Genomic DNA, 18,368 nt, shown 5'->3' with positions numbered 1-18,368 from the left:
GCGCCGAGATGGGCCTTCCCCGATCATTCTTCCAACCGGCCGCTCGGCCATCAGCGCAAGGAAATATCCATGAGCTTGTCAATCCGAAATCTAACGTCGGTGGCAACCATTGCTGCCGCGGCTCTCGTCCTCGCCGGCTGCTCCGGTGGGCAGACTACGGCTTCCGCGGGTGGAGCGTCCGCCGGCGCCAGCGAAGTGACGGAACTGAAAGTCGGTGTCACGCCGATCGCCAATGCCGCCAACCTCTACATTGCGATCGAACAGGGCTATTTCACCGAGGAGGGCCTCGACGTCACGCCCACCATCATTCAGACAGCCTCCACCGCCATTCCGTCGCTGCTCAACGACGAGCTGCAGCTGGCCTTGATGACGTCGGTCCCGACCGTGACCGCAGCATCGAAGGGGCTGCCGATCAGCGTTGTGTCGGGTAGCGACCGGTACCCTGTCGACGGCGCTGCGGACACCACGGCCTTGGTGGTGGCGCCCGAGAGCGGGATATCCTCGCTGGCTGACGTCGCCGGCAAGACCGTTGCGCTCGTGGGGCTGAAGTCTGCGCCGGATCTGGCCCTGCGGGTAGTTCTGGAAGAAGCAGGAGTAGACCCCTCCGACGTTGAGATGGTCGAGATCGCCTACCCGGACATGGTCTCCGCCCTGCAGTCCAACCGCGTCGATGCCGCCTTCGTCGTCGATCCGTTCCTCTCGGCGGCCAAAGCGGCGGGTCTTGACATCGTCTCGCAGCCCTTCACCGAAGGCCTCGGTGGAATGAACGCCCTGCTGTGGGTGGGTAGCGATGCGTTCGTGCAAGCGAATCCAGAGACCGCTGGGAAGTTTGCCTCCGCCATCAAGAAGGCGGGGGAGTTCGCGAACGAAAACCCGGAGGCAGTGCGTGAGGTCCTTCCGGAATTTACCTCACTCTCGCCCGAAGCCATCGCCAAGTCCGTCATCCCCACCTGGGACGGAGAGATCTCGGACGCGGACGTCCAGGCCTATGTGGACCTCATGAAGCGCGAAGGGTTTATTGCCGCGGACGCCCCGGGTGTCGAAGACCTGCTTTGGGCGCCCAGTGGCAATTAGCGGCGCCGTGATGGTTCCCGCACGTCGTCGTCTTGCCGAGCGTTGGGGTTCGCCGCTGGCAGCCCAGCTGGCTGTGGTGGCCGTGCTGCTAGTCATCTGGCAGATCACGGCCAGCCTGGGCCAGCTCGGAGCAGTCCCCACCCCGGTTGAAGTAGGCCGGGCGTTGCTCGCGATTTTCGTCAATGGAACGGTCTGGGAGCCGCTGGGCACCACCCTGGCCGGGTGGGCGATCAGCCTGCTGCTCGCCGTCGTCGTTGGCATCGTGGTGGGGTTCCCGCTCGGAACCAGCCGGCTGGCTTATCGGCTGTCCGTCTTCACGCTGGACTTCCTGCGCACCATTCCCGCCCTGGTGTTGGTGCCCCTCGTCGTCCTGCTCTACGGTTCCGGCCTGGAAAGCACCATTTTGTTGGCCTTTCTCGGCGCCGTCTGGGCAGTCATCATGCAGACGATTTACGGGGCACGGGATGTGGATCCGACAGCCCTGCAGACGTTCAAGTCCTTCCGGGTCCGCCGCTGGGACACGGTCAGGTTTCTCCTGGTCCCCACCGCGTTGCCCTACATCGCTACCGGGGTCCGGCTGGCGGCGGCGATCTGCCTACTGGTAACCATCAGCGCGCAGGTCGTCATTCCGGCCGGTGGCCTGGGCGAACAGATCCTCACCGCCCAACTGGGCGGAGCGGTACCGACCATGTACGCCTACATCTTCCTGTGCGGTGCGCTTGGAGTCGGAGCAAATGCAGCCTTCGGCAAGCTTGAAGCCAAGGCCCTGGCCTGGCATCCCTCTTATCGAAAGGTTGCGGCATGAGCTCACGGCTCGTACGGCTCATAGTGCCGGCTTTGTTGCCCATCGTCCTCATCCTCGCGTGGTGGTACGCCAGCGAGGGCGGCTCCTCGATCTTCTTCCCCCCGCTGTCGCAGATCCTGGAGAGGTTCCAAGAACTGTGGCTGTTCGCGCTGGTCCCGGAACACGTCGTACCAAGTCTTCAGTCGATTCTCTGGGGACTCGGGATCTCGATCGTGCTCGGCGTGGGGCTGGGGGTGCTTCTCGGCCTTAACGGTTACGTCGCTACCGCCGTGAACCCGGTCCTGCAGTTCCTTCGCTACCTCCCGGCGGTCGCGTTGCTGCCGCTGGCCATTCAGCTGATCGGCATCGGTCAGGAAATGCGGGTCACCATCATCGTGCTGGGCGCGCTGTGGCCGATTCTGCTCAACACGATTGACGGTGTTCGCGGGATTTCCCCCGGCCTGGTCGACGTCGCAAGATCCAATCGACTGAGGCCCTTCGACTGGATCTTTCGCGTCGTCATCCCCAGCGCGAGTCCGCAAATCTTCGCCGGGATCCGCGCGAGCCTCGCCGTTTCCGTCATCTTGATGTTCGCCAGCGAACTGTTGGGAGCGTCCCGCGGGATCGGTTACTTCATCCTTGAGGCCCAGCGGCAGTTCTCGCTGCCGGAAATGTGGTCGGGAATGATCCTGCTCGGGATCATCGGCTACGCCTTGAACGTCGTCCTGATGGCGATCGAATACTTCGCACTCGCGTGGCACCGAAAGGCACGGATATGACAACAGGAGATCTGGACATGCAAGCCACCAAAACCCCGGTGCTCGAAGCCATCAACGTCAGCAAATCTTACGGCGAGAAGCAGGTGCTAACCGACGTCTCCTTCTCCGCAGCGGAGGGAGAGTTCGTCTGCATCGTGGGACCGTCCGGGACGGGAAAAACCACGCTGCTCAGAACACTGTCGGCGCTTGGCACCGCCAATTCGGGCGAGGTGCGCGTCAACGGCACGGCAATCACCCGCCCTCCGGCGGAAGTGTCGGTTGTCTTCCAGGACTACAGCCGCTCGCTGATGCCGTGGATGCGCGTGGGCAAGAACATCGAGCTGCCGCTCCGCCGCTACACGCTGTCGCCAGCCGAGCGGGCCATGCGTGTAACCGAGGCGCTACGCGATGTTGGACTGGAGCACGCCAAGGACCTCTATCCGTGGGAGATGTCTGGAGGGATGCAGCAGCGCGCCGCCATCGCGCGGTCGCTGGCGTACCGCCCGCAGGTCCTGATCATGGATGAGCCGTTTGCCTCCGTGGACGCCCAGACCCGTGCGGACCTTGAGGACCTGATGCTCGACATTCGGGCACGCCTCGGCGTGACAATCGTGCTGGTCACGCACGATATCGAGGAAGCCGTCTATCTGGGCGACAAGGTCATCGTCCTGTCGGGCCGGCCCGCCTCGGTCTCGGCCACCGTGGACGTTCCGCTCGGCCGCACCCGGGACCAAATCAGCACGAAGTCCCGCCCCGATTACCTGGAACTCCGTGCCAAGATCCACGCCATGATCATGCAAAGCCCGAGCTCCGTTTCCGGCTGACGGGGGACTTGCTCATGCTGGAATCTGGGGTGGAGCGTTCTACTGAGCCGCACCCCAGATTCTGTCCATCTCCCGTGTGAGAGATTCTCAGGGCAGCGATGTGGCTTACGGCCCTCCTTCACGTGCACGACCATCACCTGGGTGTGCCATCCGGGGGGCCCCTGTAAAGGAAGCGCGGAAGGGGGTTTCTCCATGGCATGCTGATACTCAGTGAAGCCCCGTCCGCTTGGGAATGGAAAGAAGCGCCAAGGATGAGTAAGGGTATCGACTTCAGATCCTCGCAGGGGGCCCCCAGAACACGGTTGGACCTCAACCTGCTCGAGCCGCTCAGTGTCTTCCTAGAGGAAAGAAGCGTGAGCATGGCTGCGGTCAGGCTGAGAGTGAGCCAGCCAACTGCCTCAAACCTTCTGGCTAAGCTGCGCCGGCATTTCAACGATCCGCTGTTGGTACGGCAGGGGAACGCCTACACGCTGTCTTCGCTGGCGCTGCACCTCAAAGAGGATCTTCCGAGCGCTCTTCAGGCAGTGGAGCGGATAACGACGGCGCAAATGGCGTTCGATCCGCTGAGCAGTTCCCGGGAATTTCATATCCTGGGCACCGATTACGCCACTGCCCGAGTCGGAGCGCCTCTGCTGCGATTGCTGGCCACCTCGGCGCCGAACATCCGAATCCGTTTCGACCATGTCCTAGCTGCTCATGTCGACGGGGCACCGGATTCACTCCGGGACGTCGACGGAATGTTCCTCCCGCATGGCTACCTCGCCCAGCAACCCCATCTAAATGTCTTGACGGACGAATGGGCCTGCGTTGTGGCCTGTGGGGCTCCGGAGGAGCCAACACCGCAGCAACTTCTAGAGTCGCCCTGGATTATGACCGTCAGCGGCCGCGGCGCCTTCACCCCCGCCGCCCGGCAGTTGCAGATTGCGGGAATCGATCCCGCCGTCACCACCATTACACCGAATTTTTTCGTTATTCCCGCGTTGCTGGAGGGGTCGGACAAGGTGGCTTTGATGCCGCGCTTGTTGGCGGAGAAGGTCGTGCACATAACCGAGACGCTCCGGATTGTTCCGCCGCCTATTCCGCTTTCGCCGATTTCTGAAGCCTTTTGGTGGCATCCCGATAAGGAGCATGAACCGGCTCATAGATGGCTGCGACAGCAAATGTCGCGAGCATGTGAGCCTCTTTTGACCTCTGACTAATCAGCCCATGAGCGGCGCCGGTCAAACAGTGGACGCATCTTCAGGCAGATAATGCGGTGGCTGCTGCCGTGGATGGGTATTGGAAAGCTTGATATTGCCTATCCAGAAATGTCGCTTCCCTAATAGTTGGCCCTGGATCAAAGTGGAAGTACCTGACCAGCACAACCACTGAAAATTCTGCTGTAGAGAGAGTCAACAATGATCCAGCTCCTTTCCCACCTGTCCCACATCGAGATCTACGCGACGGATTTGGAAGAGTCTGTCCGCTACTACGAAGAGCAGGTCGGACTGCGTGTAGTCGACCGCGCCGACGGCAAGGTCTACCTGCGGTGCTGGGGCGACTACTACGCCTACAGCGTCGTTCTGGTCCAGGGCGACGAACCCGGCATGGTTTCCATGGCCTGGCGCACCTCCAGCGAGGAAGCACTTCAGGAAGCAGTCCGCAGGGTCGATGCCACAGCGTATGCTGGTGAATGGAAGGAAGCCGGTGCGGGCCTTGGGCCTTCCTATGTTTTCACCGGCCCCTTCGGACACGTGATGCAACTCTTCTGGGAGGTCGAGCTGTACAAAGCTGAGGGCAGCCTCGCTTCCGTGTACCCGGACCGGCCCTCAAAGCGCAACGACCGCGGTGTCGCTCCCCGCCAGTTGGACCATGTCACGATCGCCTCCCCCGACATCAAGGGATTCGCAACGTGGTACAACGAGGTGCTCGGGTTCCGCATCATGGCGTACGCGGGTTTCGAAAACCCCAGCATCACCTTCTTCGGTGTGCTGACCACCAACGAGAAGTCGCACGACCTGGGGATACTGCTGGATGCCTCCGACCGCCCCGGCCGCATCCATCACTACGCGTTCTGGGTAGACAACCAGGCCGAGTTGGCACGCGCGGCCGACCTACTCATGGAGAACGGGACACCGATGGAGTTCGGTCCTGGCGTCCACGGGATCGGCGAGCAGGATTACCTCTACTTCCGCGAGGCCAGCGGCCTGCGCATTGAAGTCAACACCGGCGGCTACCGCAATTATGTGCCGGACTGGAAGCCCAACCGGTGGACCCCTGAGCTGGGCGCCAACGACTTCTACTGCAACCGGGAGTTGCCCCAGTCCATGCTTGAGGCCTTCCCTCCGGCCAACGCACCGACTGCCACCGAACAGGGGCTCGTCCCAGGCAGCGAAGCCGAACTGATCCAGAAAGCCGCGCTCCAGAAGCCGGCTTTCCAGAATTAGCCGCATGTGGACCACTTTCCGAACTAGGCGAAACCAGGGCTCGTAAGGAATCCGGGATGACACAAACGCTCAAAGAAACCTACTTCGTACCTCCGGTTCCTCTCGCCGTGGCCAAGCACCTTCGATACTTCGAGGAAGCCGGGCTTGAGGTGGATTCGAAGACCACTCGGTCCAGCAACCAGCAGCGCGAGGACCTGCTCAGCGGAGAACGGGACGTGGCAGTAACGGCCATCGACAATCTGTTGATCTGGAACGAGCCGTCGGACGACTTCCGGCTGATAGCGCAGGTCGAACAAACGACGTCGCTTGCCATCTACGCGCGCCCTGGACTGCAAAGCATCGGAGATCTAGCGGGAACCCGCTTTGCGGTAGACGCCGCAACCAACGGGTTTGCCATCGTAGCCCGCCACCTACTTGCAGATGCCGGAGTAGGAGATGTCGACTTGGTGGAAATCGGCGGGGTACGCGAACGCCTGTCCGCGCTGCTGGACGGACAGGCGGATGCCACCCTGCTGGGCCCTCCCTTGGATGAGATGGCAGACCAGGCAGGGCTGGTGAAACTGCTGGCCGCGAACGGCCTGCTCGGCGAGTACCCGGGGCAAGGCTTGGTGGTGCGCACCTCCCGCATTCCTGAGCTCAGGCTTCTGTTGCGGACATATCTGTCCTCCTTGTCCAGGGCCGTTGACTGGTCAAACCGTGCCACCCCTGAGACCGGAATCGCCATACTTCGCGATGCCGGCTTTGGCGGGAGGTCTTCCGAGACCGGGTGGGAGACCAGACCGTCCCACCTGGTTCCTTCGGACGCCGGACTGCAGCTACTAATCCAAATGCGCCAGGGGCTCGATCTCCTTCCTGCCTCGTTCCGAGGCATCGAGTCAATGTGTGATCCCTCGATACTTCAGGAAGTCCTAGGGGACGAAATCGACCCAGGACAACAGTCAGTTCCAGCGGTCACGTCTGCGATGGCGACGCAGGCATCCGCGCCGGACCTGAGCGATGAAAGGCAAAACTGATGACCGTCCACTTCGCGATCGGCACTTTTCACGATGGCGTGTCGACCTTCCCCGGGCTTGTTATAGATGAAGCCGTCTATGACATCTCCAACGTGCTCTCCGGAGTCGTCGATACGGCCACACTTCTGCAAGGCTGGCAGCGGAATTTTGATGCCCTCAGCCGCTTCGCGGAAGACCAGCAGCGGCGCGCTGAGGTGGCCGCAGTGCCGTTGGTTGGGCTGCAGATCCTGCCGCCGGTCAGGCCCATGGGCCAATTGCTAGCAGCGGGCGCCAACTACCGTCAGCACGTCATCGAGATCACGGTCGCGCACAGGCTCGGTGACCCAAATTCTTCCGAAGACGAGCTTCGGGAACAGGCTGCCCGGGAAGTGGATGAACGCGCGCGCACCGGCGAACCGTACGTGTGGGTCGGTGCCACATCAGGAGTGTGTGGAGCGAACGACGACGTTATCCTTCCCAGCGTCGGATCTGACCACGACTGGGAGCTTGAACTCGGCGTCATGATTGGCAGCGAGGCATACCAGGTGCCCGAAGGCGAGGCCATGGGCCACATTGCCGGATACACCATCTGCAACGACCTGACGACCCGAAGCCTGGTACCCAGAAAAGACATTCCGATGATGGGCACCGACTGGATGCGTTCAAAAAACCATCCGACGTTCTTCCCCACCGGACCGTATCTGGTCCCCGCCGCGTTCGTCCCGGATCCGCACAACCTGGAGATTTCGCTGGCGTTGAACGGCAAAGTCATGCAGAAGGGTCACACCGGGGACATGATCTTCAGCATCCCCAAGCTAATCTCTTACATCTCCTCGCTCATAGCCCTGCGTCCCGGAGACATGATCATCACCGGGTCCCCGCAAGGAAACGGCTCGCACTGGGGCCGCTTCCTCCGCGACGGAGACGTCATGGAAAGCACCATCACAGGCCTAGGCACCCAACGCAACAAGGTCCGCGGCCCGCTGCGGAACTGACAGCAGCAATCATCCACATCCGTTCTGCAGCTGCCGACCCCTGATTCAGGAGCCCTCGGTCTGTGTGAACTACGTCGGAAGTTGGACTGATTATGTAAATAAGAGCCCAGGCCGCGCGTGCGTGAGCAAACTGGGCGAGCCACGCAAGGTGGTCCTTTGAGGTGCAGGGGGTGAACGCTAGGGCAGGTCACCGTGGCTTGTAGACGTCGGAACGATGCTCAATCCTGTGGACATACAGGATGTGCTCTTCGACGTCAAGGGTAAACAGGACGCGGTAGTCTCCACGGCGCGCGGTGCGCATGCCCAGCAGTTCGTTGGTCAGAGGTTTGCTGAGACGGTGGGGATTGTCGGCGAGAGCCCCGGTAACGAACTCGACGATAGCGGCGGCCGCCTTTTCCGGCAGCCGCCGGAACCCTTTAAGGGCGGGGCTGGTGACTTCGACTTTCCATGGTTCATTGCCGGCAGAGGCTGACTCACTCACCTCGGCGGAAGTCCGAACTCGCGGCGCAGGTCATCACCGCTGACCGTGCTGCCTTCCGCAATGTCGCGCCTGGCCTGTTCAAGATCTTCCCTAATGCCGGGCTGTGAGAGCCAGTGGATGGTTTCCTGTAGGGACTCCAGGTCATCGGCGGACATGAGCACCGCGGAAGGGTGCCCGTGTCTGGTGATCTGAATGATCTCGTGCGTCCTGTCCGCCTCTTCGACCAGCGCGGACAGCTTGTCCTTGGCTTCGCTCAGCGGCACCGTCCTCATGCGATAATTCTAGCCGATACTTCGGCTACTCTCTAGCCTGACTTTTGGCCGATAATCCACCTTATGTCCGGCTTGTTCGCGGGTGTGTTAGGGGAGTGGCTTGGAGCGTAAGTATTTGCGAAGGCCGGGAATGGCGAAGTCGACCCTGCCGTAGCCGGAAGGTTCGATAAGCCCCGCGGCGACGAGCCGGGTGCGGTAGTTGGAGGCCAGGGGCGGCTTCGCGTCGAGGCGCCTTGCGATGTCACCCATGATGGAGGGGCCGTCGTCCTGTGCCATTGCATCCAGGAACTCCAGGTCCTTGGGGGAGAGGGCTGACCGTGCCGCCTCAATCACCATGCGCGCGTTGCGCCTGTCAGCCGCTTCGATGGCCCTGCCGGCTGCCTCTGGCGTCACGGTGCCGTTGCCAGCCTCGGCTTCGCGCCACAGAAAGTAGCCGACGAGCTGGATGAGGAAGGGATAGCCGCCGGTGGCCTCCGCCGCTTCGCGGATCAGGCCAGGGTCGATGTGGAAGCTGGCGCCTTGGAATGTCTCACCGAAGGACTTCTCCACGTCGCGGATTGCCGCGGCATGGAGGTCGATCTTGTCCGCCCGGCGGAGAAACGTTGCCACGCCTTCATTGAGTAAGTCCGAAACCGCCGCGGGCAGTCCCGCGAAGACCAAGCCGATCGGCAGCGAATCGCGGATGAAGTGCTGGATGCTGGCGGCGAGGTGGGCGAGTTCGTTGCGGTCTGCGGCGTGGATCTCATCAACGGTGATGATCAGCCCGGAGCCTCGTTGATCCAGGACCTGCAGGAGAGCCGAGTTCTTCGCCCATGACGCGCATGGATTCACCGATGCGACCCATGAAGCCGTCCGTTGCGGTCTGGGAGATCACGGCCCAGCCGTGATTCCTGGCGGCGTCCTCGGCGGCACCCAGCATGACAGTCTTGCCGATGCCCCTGGCACCAGTGAAGATGGTCAGAAGGCCGGGGGCTCCGGAGCCCAGTCTCAGCCCATATTCGAATTCATCCAGCACGCCTGAGCGGCCGATGATCTCCGGAGGAGTCGCCCCCGCTGACGGACGGAAGGGGGTTACCCACTCCTTGACCTCCTGTGAACCTAAATGAAACTTGTGAAACTTATGAATGTTCCTAATCTCTGATCTTACTGGAGACGCGGAGTCCGAACGGCCCGGCCGCCCCGCTGGCCATAGCTCTCGCGGTGGCGATCGCCGAGGCGATGGAGGAACGTGCCGAACGCCGTGGCGGCCCGCTGGATGCGCCCGCGCTGTTTGCCTTGGATGAGCTGGCCAACGTGGTCCGGTGGGCCGGGCTGCCGAACCAGTTCAGCCACTACGGCTCGAAAGGCCTGATCGTGATGGCGATCCTGCAGTCCTGGTCGCAAGGCGTCGAACTCTGGGGTGAGGCGAACATGCGCAAGATCTGGTCTGCCGCGAACATCCGCGAACATCAAGGTCTACGGCGGGCAGTGGCCGAAGAAGGCTTCCTCCGGGCACTCTCCGACCTGATCGGGGACTACAGCTACACCGCACAAGGAAGCCGTCGAAGCCTCCATCAAAACCAACAGCCCTCAAGGCGAAGACACGGACATGCCAGTAAACATGGGCGGACCCTCTGCAACCAACTTCTGGGTCACCAGGTAGGAGAACGCGATGTCAGTGGAAATCGGACTGTTCGCTGAAACCGGAAACGACAGCGCCGGCACGCAGGAGACGCCTGCAGTACGAGCCGGCAGAACCGCAGTTGGTGTTCGGCTCGGCCGAGGAGTTCCTCCAAGAGCAGTTGCTGCCCACCTACGTCCGGGACGTCGACGACAGAAGCGCCAAATGGTGCATGGAATGGTACTTCCACCCCGAGGCCGTCTCCCGCGTAGAAGCGCTCTGGCGGGCCTGGGAACACCTGCGCCTGGATGGCGCCACCGGCATCAGCGTGTGGTGGCGCGACCACGCTGACCACCACATGCGCATCCTCCTCGACCCCCAAGGCCCCTTCTACAACTGCGACAGGTCAGGACACCGCGACCCCGAACACCTCGAACCGAAGAAAGCACCTGAAGGATGGTTCCCGGACGTGCGTAGCTGCGTTCGGGCCAACTGACGACGTCCGCGAAATCATCGGTGTTCGACTTGAACGATCCAGCAATGACAACAATGTGAACTCGGTGTCATATGCGCTGTTATTAGCCTGTGGAGTGGTTGTTCCTCGACGCTTGCGAGCGTTGGGACGGTCCATGCATGGCTTTACCGCAGGTCGGGGATGCGGAACTGTTGATCCTGAGACTGTCTCCGCATCAATGGGGTTCGGCTGCTTCGAGGACTTCGACGGCGTAGTCGACGACGGCGCGGGAGCGGGTGCTGAGTCTTATGTCCGCTGGCCACACGGCTGTCACCGAGGTCATGCCGCTGCGGGGGCGGAGGCGCCGGGTAACGATACCGAGGCCTTCAGTCGATACCGGGATTTGGTTTGGGCGTGACATGAGGAGGCTGTAGCCCAGCCCGCGTCCGACCATCGCCCGAACAAGGTCGATCTGGGGGACGACGGCGCCGAGCCGGGGCGTGAGCCCGCGCTGCGCGAACATCAGCTGGGTGTATCCGGTGCTGGGGGCGGTGTCCAGCATGATCAACGGCTTCGTGGTCAGTTCGGCAAGATCCACGTCATCCTCGCCTGCCAGGGGATCGGATTCCGCGAAGACCGCCATGACTTCTGTCTCGTAGACAACCCTGCGCTGCAGGGCGGCGGGCAGGCCGATGTCGTAGACGATCGCGATGTCCAGCGACCCGTCTTCTAAGGCGGGCAGCAGGTCGGCGTGATCCCCGACGGTGATACTGGCCTCGACTCCGGGATGAAGCCGGCCGATACCTTCCAGCACGGCCGGCAGGACATTACTGGCCAGGCCCGTGTAGCATCCCAGCGCTACCGGACCCTTAAGATCGCCGTTCATCTCCCCGAGGTCGCCGACCAGTGTGTCCGTGGCCCTGAGTATCTCCCGCGCCCTCAGGGCAAAGTGCCGCCCCGTGGGCGTCAAATGCATGCCACGGGCCTTTCTCCGTACGCACAGCTGCTCGCCGACTGCGGTTTCCAGTTCGGTCAGCGCATGGGACAGCGCGGACTCCGACACGTGCAGGGCCCGGGCGGCTGAGCCGAGAGTGGCGTGGTCCGGTAGCGCGGCGAATAGCTCCAGTTGGCGCAGGGTGAACCTAGCCATGCATCTCCTAAGCATTCGAAGAAGTTATGCGAATATCCGCAGTTTACTAGGAAATGTTTGGCAGTGACACTAGTTACATCTGTCAGCCAGTAGGAGACCGCAATGACCACCGAAGCCGCCCAATGCCCGTTCCACAGCGCCTCCGAAGCGCTGCAGCCAGCGAAGAAGCCGGCGTTCAGGCCCGCCTCAAGACAGTCGGGGGGCGGCGCGCCCGGCCAGGACTTCCCGGTGGCCGGCTGGGTCGACGTCGATGCCCTGGCAACTGACCCTTACCCGACGTATGCCCGGCTTCGGGCCGAATCTCCGGTTGCGTGGGTGCCTCGCCTGAAAAAGTTTCTCGTCACCGACTACGCCGGGTGCCACGAGGTGGAACAGGACCAGAGCGTCTTCAGCGCCAACGTTTCGGGTGCGACCATGAACCGAGCGGTCGGGGCGCAGCCGATGCTTCGCAAGGACGACCCGGACCATGCCGCGGACCGCCTTCCGGTCAATCCGGTTCTACGGCCCAAGTCCATCCGCGATGTCTGGGGGCCGGTCTTCGCCCGCAACACGGAGATTTACCTCAATGCCTTGGCAGAAGCCGGCCCGAATGAAGCGGACCTGAACCGTGACTACGCCGCGCCGCTGGCCTCCCGGAACCTCAGTGACCTTTTGGGACTGAAGGACGTCACGGTGGAACAGGTGCGCCGCTGGTCCCATGACTTCATTGCCGGCATGGGGAACGTGTTGGACGACCCGGCTATCTGGGCGCGGTGTGACGCGTCGACCGCGGAGGCGGACGCCCTGCTTGTCGAACTGATTCCCTACTACCGGAGGCATCCGGACGCGTCGATGATCTCCGCCTGGGCCAACAGCGGCCTTCCCGCCGCGAACGTCGCGGCGAACGTCAAGCTCACCATTAGCGGCGGCATGAACGAACCCCAGCACATGGTCACCAACATGGTCTGGGCATTGAGCAACCATCCGGAACAGCGCGACCAGGTCCTCGGCAATGTTTCGCTGTGGCCGGCCGTGTTCGACGAGGCAGTCCGCTGGCTCTCGCCCATCGGCATGTATCCGCGCGAAACAACCCGCGAGACCGTACTGAATGGTGTTGCCCTTCCGGCCGGGGCCGGGATCGGCGTAGTCGTCGCCTCAGCTAACCATGACACCGCCCACTTCGGCGACACCGCTGCCGGTTTCGACATCAATCGCCCCAAGCGCCCGCACCTTGCCTTCGGCAGCGGCGTCCACCTCTGCGCCGGACACTGGGCGGCCAAAACCTCGATCGGACAAATCGCCGTCCCGAAAGCCTACGAGCGGTTTCCCGGCCTGCGGGTTGATGACCGGCGCCGGGAAAGCTGGGACGGCTGGGTCTTCCGCGGCCTGACCAGTCTGCCGGTCACCTGGAATTAGTACCCCGAAGACTCTTCAAGGAGATTTCCATGCCCACCATCACGTTCATCCAGCCGAACGGTTCCGCACAGACCCTCCAGGTCCAGGAAGGGACAACCCTGATGCGCGCCGCCGTCAGCAACGGCGTTGACGGCATCGTCGGCGAATGCGGCGGCCAGGCGATGTGCGCGACCTGCCACGTCTACGTCCACCCGGAGCACACCGGAACGCTTCCCCCGGTTAGTGAGGACGAGGACGAGATGCTCGACTGCACTGTCGCCGAACGAGACGACCGTTCCCGGCTCGGCTGCCAGATCACTGTCGGCGCGCACCTGCAGATGATCGTTGTCGACGTCCCGTCGGACCAGGTCTGAAGGGAAGGCGGAACCATGAGCGTTGTCATTGTGGGCGGTGGCCAGGCCGGCCTTCAGGTCGCTGACTCGCTGCGCGCCGAAGGCTACGACCGCAGTATCACCGTCATCGCCGAGGAAGCCGGGCTGCCGTACCAGCGCCCGCCGTTGTCCAAGGACTACCTGGCCCTCGGCAAGGACCCCGCGCCACTGCCGGTGCGCGGCCAAGGGTTCTTCGACGAGAAGGCCGTCCGGCTGCTAGCCGGAGTCGCCGCCACCGCCATCGACCGCACATCACACAGAATCGCTCTGTCCGACGGAACTGAGCTGCCCTACACGAACCTCGTGCTCGCCACCGGGGCGAGGAACCGCACCCTGGACTGTCCCGGCACGGAACTGCCCGGGATCCACGCTCTGCGCACCCTCGGAGACGCCGAAGCCCTGCACACGCAACTGCCGTCCGCCCGGAACGTCGTGGTCGTCGGAGCCGGCTTCATTGGTCTGGAATTCGCCGCCGCCGCCCGTGCCCACGGCTGCACTACCACTGTGCTCGAGTACGCGGCCCGGCCGATGGGTCGGGCGCTGACCCCGACCATGAGCGACTGGTTCGTCCAGGCCCACCGGGAGCTCGGAGTTCACCTGCGGCTTTCCGAAGGCATCGAGCGGTTTGAGGCCGGCCCCGACGGGCGGGTCGCAGCCGCCGTGTCCAGCACCGGGTGCACCTACCCGACCGATCTCGTCGTCGTCGGCGTCGGTGTCCTGCCCAACGACATGCTGGCCGCCGAAGCGGGTCTGGAGACCACCAACGGCATTGTCGTTGACGAAACCTTGCGCACCGCCGACCCGAACATCCTCGCCGTCGGAGACTGCGCGAATTTCCCGAACGTGCACGCCGGAGCCCGAACACGGCTGGAATCAGTACAGAACGCCACCGACCAGGCCCGCCATGCTGCCCGCACCATTCTCGGCATCGACGACCCATACATCGCCTTCCCCTGGTTCTGGTCCACCCAGGGCCCGTACCGGCTGCAGATGGCCGGCCTCACCCAACCCAGCGATGACACACTGGTCCTCGGTGACCTCGAGGAGGCAAAGTTCTCCGTCCTGTGCTTCCGCACCGGCATGCTCACCGCGGTCGAGTCTGTCAACACTCCCGCAGACCACATGGCCGCCCGCAAACTCCTAGCCGCCGGCGTCCGCCTCACCCGAGCCGAAGCCGAGGCAGACGGCTTCACACTCAGAACCGCCGTAAAGGCGGCAACCGGGCTCCCGGCTTAGTCACCTGCAAAAGACCCTAGTGGCCGCAGTCGCAAAACCCGGCGCAATTTTCCACGCCGAGCCAGCCACCCGGCCGTACCCGGCCCAAAATGGGGCGATGCTCGGATCGCCAGAGCTTCCCTCACCAAAATGTCATCGACGACACAACCGGCCGCCGGGCGGCCGAGAGAACGGAACAAACGCATGGTTCATAAGGTCAAGGCCGTTGTTGCCAGAGAAAAGAACGCCCCGGTCAGCATCGAGACGATCCTCGTGCCCGACCCGGGCCCGGGAGAGGCCCTGGTCGACATCCTCACCTGCGGCGTCTGCCACACCGACCTGCACTACAAGCAGGGCGGCATCGGCGAGGACTTCCCCTACCTCCTCGGCCACGAAGCCACCGGCACCGTCGCCGCTATCGGCGAAGGCGTCACCGAAGTCGCCGTCGGTGACCGCGTCATCCTGAACTGGCGCGCCGTCTGCGGCCAGTGCCGCGCCTGCGCCAAGGGCCAGCCGCAGTACTGCTTCAACACCCACAACGCCACCCAAAAAATGACCCTCGAAGACGGCACCGAGCTCTCCCCCGCCCTGGGCATCGGAGCGTTCGCCGAGAAAACCCTCGTCGCCGCCGGCCAGTGCACCAAGGTCGACGCCGACGCCGACCCCGCCGCCGTCGGCCTGCTCGGCTGCGGCGTCATGGCCGGCATCGGCGCCGCGATCAACACCGGCGAGGTCAAACGCGGCGAATCCGTCGCCGTGATCGGCTGCGGCGCCGTCGGCATCGCCGCGATCGCCGGCGCGAAACTCGCCGGCGCGACCACGATCATCGCCGTCGACATCGACGACAACAAGATCGACATGGCCAAACACCTCGGCGCCACCCACGGCATCAACTCCAAACAGCAGGACCCCGTCGACGCCATCCGGGAACTCACCAACGGCTTCGGCGCCGACGTCGTGATCGAGGCCGTCGGCCGCCCGGAAACCTACAAACAGGCCTTCTACGCCCGCGACCTCGCCGGCCGCGTCGTCCTGGTCGGCGTGCCCACCCCGGAGATGACCCTCGAACTGCCCCTGCTCGACGTCTTCGGCCGCGGCGGGGCCCTGAAGTCCTCCTGGTACGGCGACTGCCTGCCCAGCCGGGACTTCCCGATGCTCGTCAACCACTACAAGCAAGGCAACCTCGACCTCGACGCCTTCGTCACCGAACGCATCACCCTCGACCAAATCGAAGAAGCCTTCACCAAAATGCACGAAGGCAAAGTCCTCCGCTCGGTGGTGGAGCTCTAGACGGACACCAAGGGGGCCCTGGAAGCATCAATCGGACTGTCTTGTGCGAAGAACAACATCCCTGGGCTCCTCGGCTAGGGGGCGGTCCAGCGTGTTGGAATCGGTCTAGGTGGTGGCTGGAGCGAGCACAATGTCGAAGCGAGTCCGGGCCCAGGTTCGGCCGCCCAGGTCCCGTCCGTCAGGGGTCGGAGTTTCCGCTAACTGCTGTTCGAAGTCTTTTACGAGGGATTCCTTGACCCCGAAGACAGTGTCGTATTTCAGCAACTCGTCGCCGCGGACGAATATGTGCGTCACCAGAGTGCGCCTGTGCGGGGCACTTACCATGAAGTGCAGATGGGAGGCCCGCATCGGCGACCGCCCGACCGCGGCCAGCATCTGCCCGACTGGACCGTCGTGCGGGATCGGATACGGAGTTGGGCTCAGGCCCCAGAAGTTGTAGCGGCCTTGGTCGTCGGCGAAGAGGTGCGCACGGCCGGCGACGCGGCTGTCGGAGTACTGTACGTCGTAGAAGCCGTCCTCGTCGGCTTCCCAGACCTCGATCCTGGCCCCGGGCAGTGGGTTGCCGTCGGTGTCGGTGACGGTACCTTCGACCCAGCAGGGCTGCCCGGGAGCGCCGCCGGTGATGTCCCCGCCAATGGGGATCGCTGGGGCGTCATCGATGAAGAACGGTCCAAACACCGTAGCCTCGGTCGCGTCCTTGTAGGCGGCGTTGTTGACGTTGATGGTCTGCATCGAGACCCCAGCACGTCTGAGAGCAGGATGAATTCCTGGCGCCGGTCGTCGGTGATGTGCCCGACAGCGGTAAGGAATTCGATCGCGTTATTCCACTCCTGCTCGGTCAGCCGGACGTCTCGGATGAAGGCATGCAGGTGGGTGACCAGCGACTGCATTACCTGTTTCAGACGCGGATCGTTGCAGTCTTCAAAGGACTCCAGCACATTCTTGGTCAGGGTCCGTTCGACTTGAACCTGCTCCGGGGAAACCTTTCCGGCCTGTGTGGGGTATGGGGTGGACATGCTTTCCTCTACGGGATCTCGAGTCGGGTCGATCAGGTGAGCGACGGTGTGGACGGGGCCGGGGTGGTGCCGTTCAGTGCGGCTGTGAGCAGTGCGGTGATGTCCCCGTCAGTAACTGTGACCGGGTTCGAGGCGGGCACGGCCTTGAGTACCCGCTGTGTGGCCTCGGGGATGTCGGCGGCGGTGAACCCATAATCGGCCAGCGCAGTGGGGGCATCGAGCGTGTCCCGCAGGGCATTCAGCGCCTCCACAGCTGCCGGGGCGGCCTCCTGGCCCTCGATCGCAGGACGGCCCAGCGCGGCGGCCAGCCGGGCCGCTGTCTCGGGGACGGCCGGCGCATTGAAGGCCAGCACGCAAGGCAGCACGGTGGCGTGGGTTTGGGCATGCGGCAAGTTGAACGTGCCGCCGAGCACGTGGCAGATTTTGTGGTGCAGTCCGGACCCTGCCGAGGCGAAGGACACCGCGGCCAGGTAGGCGCCGTGCAGTGTCTGCTCCCGGGCGGCCAGGTCCTTGGGGTTGGCCACCACGCCAGCCAGTCCGATCGCCAGGGCCCGGGCCCCCTCGAGGGCCAGGGCTCGGTTGATCGGATCGGCGCCGGGCGCCCACAGCGAGTCGATGCAGTGCGCCAGAGCGTTCAGCCCGGAGGACACGCTCAGCTCGACCGGAAGCGTCCGGGTGAAGTCGGCGTCGTACACCACAGTGACCGGCAGGACCCGATCGTCCACGCCGGTGGTCTTGGTGCGGTCCTCGGTTACGCCCCACACGTTCGTGGCCTCCGAGCCGGCATATGTCGTCGGCACCGCCACGATCGGGATCCCGGTGGTCAGGGCGATGGCCTTTGCCAGTCCGGTGGTCGATCCCCCGCCTACACAGACGAGCAGGTCCACGTCATTCTCGTTGGCCGCCGATCGGGCGCGCTCGGCCGCCTCGACGGGGACGTGCATGATGACCTCGTCCCACCAGAGGGCCGGCGAGATCTGCGCCGTTGCGGTCTTTGCCATTGACCGCTCGAATTCGGAGGCGATCACCATTACCCGTGATGCATCCAGGCGGGCTACCTCGGCTGCCAAATTCGCGGCGGATTGGCCGGATCCGAACATGACGCGTTGTCCCAAAGTGATGTGTTCAAACTTCATGGTGGTTTCCTTCTCTAGGGGCATACGGGGTATCCCGGGATCCGTTCAGTCATGGTCGGCCGAGACTGGCTCTCTTTCGAGGCCAATCGGGCAGACTGTGAACGATGTGATGTGGGGGTCTGCCCTTGTCCAGGT

At 63.5% G+C, this 18,368-nt stretch carries 19 protein-coding genes and 1 pseudogene; 14 read left to right on the top strand and 6 right to left on the bottom strand.

The genetic code is table 11. The features are described from left to right. Window positions 1–99: 99 nt before the first annotated feature. From OC550_RS13525 to OC550_RS13490, 8 genes are all read left to right on the top strand, one after another. Window positions 100–1,074: an ABC transporter substrate-binding protein gene (locus tag OC550_RS13525; RefSeq protein WP_262106420.1), complete on the top strand. Its 975-nt coding sequence runs from the start codon at window positions 100–102 to the stop codon at window positions 1,072–1,074. Continuing rightward, on the top strand, window positions 1,064–1,879 hold the full coding sequence (locus OC550_RS13520) for an ABC transporter permease (protein WP_262106419.1): 816 nt from the start codon (window positions 1,064–1,066) through the stop codon (window positions 1,877–1,879). Before OC550_RS13525 ends, OC550_RS13520 begins: the two co-directional genes overlap by 11 nt. Beyond that, on the top strand, window positions 1,876–2,637 hold the full coding sequence (locus OC550_RS13515; protein WP_262106418.1) for an ABC transporter permease: 762 nt from the start codon (window positions 1,876–1,878) through the stop codon (window positions 2,635–2,637). The genes OC550_RS13520 and OC550_RS13515 overlap by 4 nt, the downstream gene beginning before the upstream one ends. Window positions 2,638–2,654: 17 nt before the next feature. Then, entirely contained in the window at window positions 2,655–3,440 is a 786-nt protein-coding gene (locus tag OC550_RS13510; protein ID WP_262106417.1) for an ABC transporter ATP-binding protein, read from the top strand. Between the two features lie 197 nt (window positions 3,441–3,637). After that, entirely contained in the window at window positions 3,638–4,639 is a 1,002-nt protein-coding gene (locus OC550_RS13505) for a LysR family transcriptional regulator (RefSeq protein WP_306556934.1), read from the top strand. Window positions 4,640–4,837: 198 nt separating this feature from the next. After that, window positions 4,838–5,866 (top strand): VOC family protein, encoded by a 1,029-nt coding sequence (locus tag OC550_RS13500; RefSeq protein ID WP_262106415.1) that lies wholly within the window; start codon window positions 4,838–4,840, stop codon window positions 5,864–5,866. A gap of 56 nt (window positions 5,867–5,922) precedes the next feature. Beyond that, entirely contained in the window at window positions 5,923–6,879 is a 957-nt protein-coding gene (locus OC550_RS13495; RefSeq protein ID WP_262106414.1) for an ABC transporter substrate-binding protein, read from the top strand. Further along, a complete protein-coding gene (locus OC550_RS13490; RefSeq protein ID WP_262106413.1) occupies window positions 6,879–7,853 on the top strand; it encodes a fumarylacetoacetate hydrolase family protein in 975 nt (324 codons plus the stop codon). Before OC550_RS13495 ends, OC550_RS13490 begins: the two co-directional genes overlap by 1 nt. A 187-nt stretch (window positions 7,854–8,040) precedes the next feature. On the opposite strand, the gene OC550_RS13485 is transcribed toward OC550_RS13490, so the two are convergent. The 3 genes from OC550_RS13485 to OC550_RS13475 all read right to left on the bottom strand — a co-directional run bounded on the left by OC550_RS13485 (window position 8,041) and on the right by OC550_RS13475 (window position 9,437). Continuing rightward, window positions 8,041–8,334, bottom strand: a complete 294-nt coding sequence (locus OC550_RS13485; RefSeq protein ID WP_262106412.1) for a type II toxin-antitoxin system RelE/ParE family toxin — start codon at window positions 8,332–8,334, stop codon at window positions 8,041–8,043. Next, a complete protein-coding gene (locus tag OC550_RS13480; protein ID WP_262106411.1) occupies window positions 8,331–8,606 on the bottom strand; it encodes a type II toxin-antitoxin system Phd/YefM family antitoxin in 276 nt (91 codons plus the stop codon). Before OC550_RS13480 ends, OC550_RS13485 begins: the two co-directional genes overlap by 4 nt. Before the next feature lie 87 nt (window positions 8,607–8,693). Then, window positions 8,694–9,437 carry an ATP-binding protein gene (locus OC550_RS13475; RefSeq protein WP_262106410.1) on the bottom strand — a complete coding sequence of 248 codons (744 nt, stop codon included), beginning with the start codon at window positions 9,435–9,437 and terminating at the stop codon, window positions 8,694–8,696. Window positions 9,438–9,806: 369 nt separating this feature from the next. Between OC550_RS13475 and OC550_RS13470 the strand changes: the two genes are divergently transcribed. Next, window positions 9,807–10,286 (top strand): TraG/TraD/VirD4 family protein, encoded by a 480-nt coding sequence (locus tag OC550_RS13470; protein ID WP_262106409.1) that lies wholly within the window; start codon window positions 9,807–9,809, stop codon window positions 10,284–10,286. Between the two features lie 65 nt (window positions 10,287–10,351). Next, complete coding sequence (locus tag OC550_RS13465) at window positions 10,352–10,702, top strand: DUF4913 domain-containing protein (protein ID WP_262107168.1); 351 nt, start codon at window positions 10,352–10,354, stop codon at window positions 10,700–10,702. A 193-nt stretch (window positions 10,703–10,895) separates the two neighbouring features. Here OC550_RS13465 and OC550_RS13460 read toward each other — a convergent pair whose 3' ends face one another. Next, window positions 10,896–11,810, bottom strand: a complete 915-nt coding sequence (locus tag OC550_RS13460) for a LysR family transcriptional regulator (RefSeq protein ID WP_262106408.1) — start codon at window positions 11,808–11,810, stop codon at window positions 10,896–10,898. A 102-nt stretch (window positions 11,811–11,912) separates the two neighbouring features. Between OC550_RS13460 and OC550_RS13455 the strand changes: the two genes are divergently transcribed. The 4 genes from OC550_RS13455 (at window position 11,913) to OC550_RS13440 (ending at window position 16,081) form a co-directional block, all read left to right on the top strand. Further along, complete coding sequence (locus OC550_RS13455) at window positions 11,913–13,205, top strand: cytochrome P450 (protein WP_262106407.1); 1,293 nt, start codon at window positions 11,913–11,915, stop codon at window positions 13,203–13,205. Window positions 13,206–13,234: 29 nt separating this feature from the next. Continuing rightward, window positions 13,235–13,558, top strand: coding sequence for a 2Fe-2S iron-sulfur cluster-binding protein (locus OC550_RS13450; protein WP_262106406.1), 324 nt, complete (start codon window positions 13,235–13,237; stop codon window positions 13,556–13,558). A 15-nt stretch (window positions 13,559–13,573) separates the two neighbouring features. Then, on the top strand, window positions 13,574–14,812 hold the full coding sequence (locus OC550_RS13445; RefSeq protein WP_262106405.1) for an NAD(P)/FAD-dependent oxidoreductase: 1,239 nt from the start codon (window positions 13,574–13,576) through the stop codon (window positions 14,810–14,812). A 183-nt stretch (window positions 14,813–14,995) separates the two neighbouring features. After that, window positions 14,996–16,081, top strand: coding sequence for an S-(hydroxymethyl)mycothiol dehydrogenase (locus OC550_RS13440; RefSeq protein WP_262106404.1), 1,086 nt, complete (start codon window positions 14,996–14,998; stop codon window positions 16,079–16,081). A gap of 105 nt (window positions 16,082–16,186) precedes the next feature. Here OC550_RS13440 and OC550_RS13435 read toward each other — a convergent pair. Both OC550_RS13435 and OC550_RS13430 read right to left on the bottom strand, forming a co-directional pair. Further along, window positions 16,187–17,097 (bottom strand): annotated as a pseudogene (locus OC550_RS13435) (dioxygenase). Window positions 17,098–17,129: 32 nt separating this feature from the next. After that, on the bottom strand, window positions 17,130–18,233 hold the full coding sequence (locus OC550_RS13430; protein WP_262106403.1) for a maleylacetate reductase: 1,104 nt from the start codon (window positions 18,231–18,233) through the stop codon (window positions 17,130–17,132). Window positions 18,234–18,368: the final 135 nt, after the last annotated feature.

This window comes from Arthrobacter sp. Marseille-P9274, assembly GCF_946892675.1.
In the GTDB taxonomy this organism is placed as follows: domain Bacteria; phylum Actinomycetota; class Actinomycetes; order Actinomycetales; family Micrococcaceae; genus Crystallibacter.
Note: the sequence above shows the minus strand (reverse complement) of the source record. Positions and strands in the feature narration are given on the sequence as shown.